Origin of the sequence: Streptomyces sp. NRRL S-646 (assembly GCF_000720765.1) — a bacterium.
GTDB lineage: Bacteria > Actinomycetota > Actinomycetes > Streptomycetales > Streptomycetaceae > Streptomyces.
In genome coordinates this window covers 1-1,125 of record NZ_JODC01000076.1, presented here as the reverse complement: position 1 = coordinate 1,125, position 1,125 = coordinate 1, and the positions used below count along the sequence as shown (strand labels likewise).

The 1,125-nt window shown below is 65.7% G+C and carries 1 protein-coding gene; it reads left to right on the top strand.

Features of this window, described 5'->3' with window-relative positions:
* Window positions 1–232: 232 nt before the first annotated feature.
* Window positions 233–1,102, top strand: coding sequence for an IS5 family transposase (locus IH68_RS0148925; protein ID WP_030950304.1), 870 nt, complete (start codon window positions 233–235; stop codon window positions 1,100–1,102).
* Window positions 1,103–1,125: the final 23 nt, after the last annotated feature.

Genomic DNA, 1,125 nt, shown 5'->3' with positions numbered 1-1,125 from the left:
AGAGGTCGTTTTCGTCTATGGTGCGGTGTTATCGCTAGTTTTGCGACCACTGATGATCTGGTGCTGGTGAGTCTTCAGTGCGGAACGCGGCTGGCGAGACGGATGGTGTGGCGTATGAGGCGACAACAGACTTACGCCTGTCTCATTCCAGGACGCCCGGATCTGTCCCGTGCTCCCGCGAGGCAGAACACGCGCCTGGGCGCACGCCCCCGAGCGGCGGTATGCCCAGAGCATGACCGACCGTCGTGCATATCCGAGTGATCTGTCCGATGCCCGCTGGGAGTTGATCGAGCCGGTGCTGTCCGCCTGGCGCTTCGAGCGCCGGGGCCGGGCACTGGACTTCGGCCGGCCGCCCCGTCATGACCTGCGCGAAATCATGAACGCGATTCTCTACGTGGACCGCACCGGCTGCCAGTGGGCCTATCTCCCGCACGACTTCCCGCCCTGGCAGTCGGTCTACGGCTACTTCGCCAAATGGCAGACCGACGGCATCTTCGCCCAGCTCAACGGCCTGTTAAGGGAGTTGGTGCGCCAGCAGGAAGGCAAGAAACGCCACCCGTCTGCCTGCGTGATCGACGCGCAGAGCGTCAAGACCTCCACCTCCGTCCCCGCCAGGACGCAGGGCATCGACGCGGGCAAGAAGATCGTCGGCCGCAAGCGCAGCATCATCACCGACACCCTCGGCCTGCTGCTGGCGGTGCTGGTCACCGCGGCAGGCGTTCAGGATTCCACCGCCGGCCGGGCGCTCCTGGAGCAGGCTGCCGCCGACCATCCCGGCCTGCGCAAGGTCTGGGTCGACGGCGGCTACCGCAAGCATTTCGTCGAGCATGCCGCCGCCCTCGGCATCGACCTCGAAATCGTCCAACCCGCCCCCGGGGCAAGGGGATTCGCCCCGATCCCGAAGCGATGGGCGGTGGAACGGACCTACGGTTGGATCATGCTGCACCGGCGCCTGGCGCGCGACTACGAGACCCATCCGCACCGCTCCGAAGCCATGATCCTTCTCGCCATGACCGACTTGATGGCCCGCCGCCTCACCGGCGAGACCACCGTCTCCTGGCGCGACCCCGCAAAACTACACCAACCGCCGATTCCGGGATGAAACAAAGGGAGAAAACGACCTCT